The 2117-nt window shown below is 60.1% G+C and carries 2 protein-coding genes and 1 tRNA gene; 2 read left to right on the top strand and 1 reads right to left on the bottom strand.

Annotated features, from left to right (window positions below; translation table 11 throughout):
- The coding region (locus FN369_RS09575; RefSeq protein WP_246189651.1) for a phospholipase D-like domain-containing protein at positions 1-623 on the bottom strand (623 nt) is incomplete at its 3' end.
- A 255-nt stretch (positions 624-878) separates the two neighbouring features.
- Between FN369_RS09575 and FN369_RS09570 the strand changes: the two genes are divergently transcribed.
- Positions 879-952, top strand: a tRNA-Arg gene (locus tag FN369_RS09570).
- Between the two features lie 266 nt (positions 953-1218).
- Positions 1219-2117, top strand: an 899-nt coding sequence (locus tag FN369_RS09565; RefSeq protein ID WP_142525920.1) for a site-specific integrase, incomplete at its 3' end; no start/stop codon positions are given.

Here is a 2117-nt window from a genome sequence, read left to right as displayed (position 1 = left end):
GCGGCGGGCCCTTCGATGCGAGCCGCGATGTCGCTCCAATACGCATGGCGAAAATCTCCCCGCTCCGCCGCTCGGGGATCCGAATGATTTTCGTAGACTCGCGCGAGGTTGACCCCCCCCAGAAAACCGACCTTTCCGTCGACGACCAGGATCTTCCGGTGGTCCCGATCGTTGACCCTCGTCAGCTCCAGGATCGCTTCCGGAGTCAGCGGATGAAAGACGACGATTCGAGCCCCGGCCTTCCGCAGCCGTGCGAGAAACTCCGGGTCGGTCCTGCTCGACCCGTAGCCGTCCAGGATGACGTTCACCGCGACGCCGGAGCGGAGCTTTTCGGTCAAGAGCTCGCAGAGGCTTTCCGCTCCGACACGGACGTCCTCGAAGATATAATATTCCAAATCGATCCGGTCGCGCGCCTCCCGCATCGCCGCAAACATCGCCTCAAAGGTGCGCATTCCGTTGGGCAAGAGGGTGACGCGATTCCCCGACGTCGCGAGCCTCCGGTCCAGCGTTGCCTCGAGGGCTGAATTCCGCCGGAGCCCGTCTCCGGGGGGGTCGTCGCCAAGGGGGATCCTAGGCGTCTTGGCACACCCGGCGACGGTGAAAACGAGCAAACCCAGAGCCATCAGCCTGGCACACGCCTCCTTTTTCCGCCAATCCATAGCAAAATCGGGCGAAACCCCGAGAGAAAGCGACAGGATGATTCTCGGGATGCTCTCCGGATGCAATCGATTTTTCTTCGCTCCGCAGATCGGCAAGAAGCCGCGCACGCCCGCGCTTCCACTGGCGCCTTGCTCCCGTCGATTGCTTCCCCTAAGCTGCCGGTGACGGAGCGGGAATGCCCGCAACGGTGTCCGATCTCTTCCGCCCGAATCGGCGACGGTCCCGTAGCTCAGCAGGATAGAGCAGCGCTTTCCTAAAGCGCGGGTCGGGAGTTCGAATCTCCCCGGGACCAAGAAAGTTTCCTCTGGAAACGGCTGTCTTTCCGCTTAATTCCTTGCTTCGGTAGCTATTTTCCTCTGGTAGCAACCCGTTCTCAGGCTTTCTTCTTGGATCGGCGGCAATTTCCCTCTGGAAGCTATGTGCGTGAATGTATCCGAATGTAGCAGAATGTGCCTCTGAAACGTACGAAAAACGTACGATAACTCACATGGGATAAAACCTTCGAAAGCATTTTTAGGATACGCAAGGGCACCCTGGTGTAGGTAAAAAGAGTGCACCGTGCGCGCCAGCAAGCCCCCTCGCGTGATCCGGTCCGACCGTTCCGGCTACTCCCGAATGGTGATCTACTGGGGGGAGGACGGGAAACGGCACCGGGAGTATTTCCATTCCCCAGCCGAAGCCAGGCGGAGGGCGAAGGAGCTTCGCTCCCTGCTTGAGCAGGCAGGCAGGGAGGCGATCGCGGCCGTTACTCCGGAGCGGCTCACGCTGCTTCGCTTAGCAGAGGATCTTCAAGCTCGCCTTGCACCCTATGCTCTTTCGCTGGAGGAAGTGGGGAAGCGGCTGCTCCTCTTTCTTCCCGTTCTCTCTCGGTACGGTGTCTCCCTAGAGGAAGCCTTCCGCAGGACCTCGGAGCTCTTGGCCCTGGAGCGGAACTCGCCTCCGGTCCGCATGGTGGTGGAGCGCTTGCTTGACGCCAAGGCTAAGGAGGGAAAAAGCCCTCGGACCCTTCGGGATCTTCGGAGCTACCTTGGCCAGTTTTGTTGTAGCTTTGGAGACCGACCGATTGCCTGCATCCGTCGGCAGGAGATCGCGGAGTACCTAGACAAGGCTCCCTCCCTTTGGGTTCGCTACAATTGGCAGAGGACGCTTTCTACCCTTTTCGCTTTTGCCAAGACCCGTCAATGGCTCTGGGAGAATCCTTTGCATGGCCTCCCCGTCGCCAGGCCCAAGCTCCCGGAGATCCGGTCTTACTCGCCCCGAGAAGCCCAGACGCTGCTTGTTGTCGCCCGGGAGAAGTTCCCCGAGGTTCTTCCTTACCTTGCCCTCGGCTTTTTTGCGGGCTTACGGAGAGCGGAGCTCCAGCGCTTGGACTGGCAGGACATCAAGGGCAAATACGTACGGGTGAGCGCGGGGAAGGCCAAGACCGCCAGCACCCACTTATTGAGCTTTAACATATG

This window comes from Methylacidimicrobium cyclopophantes, assembly GCF_902143385.2.
GTDB lineage: Bacteria > Verrucomicrobiota > Verrucomicrobiia > Methylacidiphilales > Methylacidiphilaceae > Methylacidimicrobium > Methylacidimicrobium cyclopophantes.
This window is presented reverse-complemented; position numbering and strand designations above follow the sequence as displayed.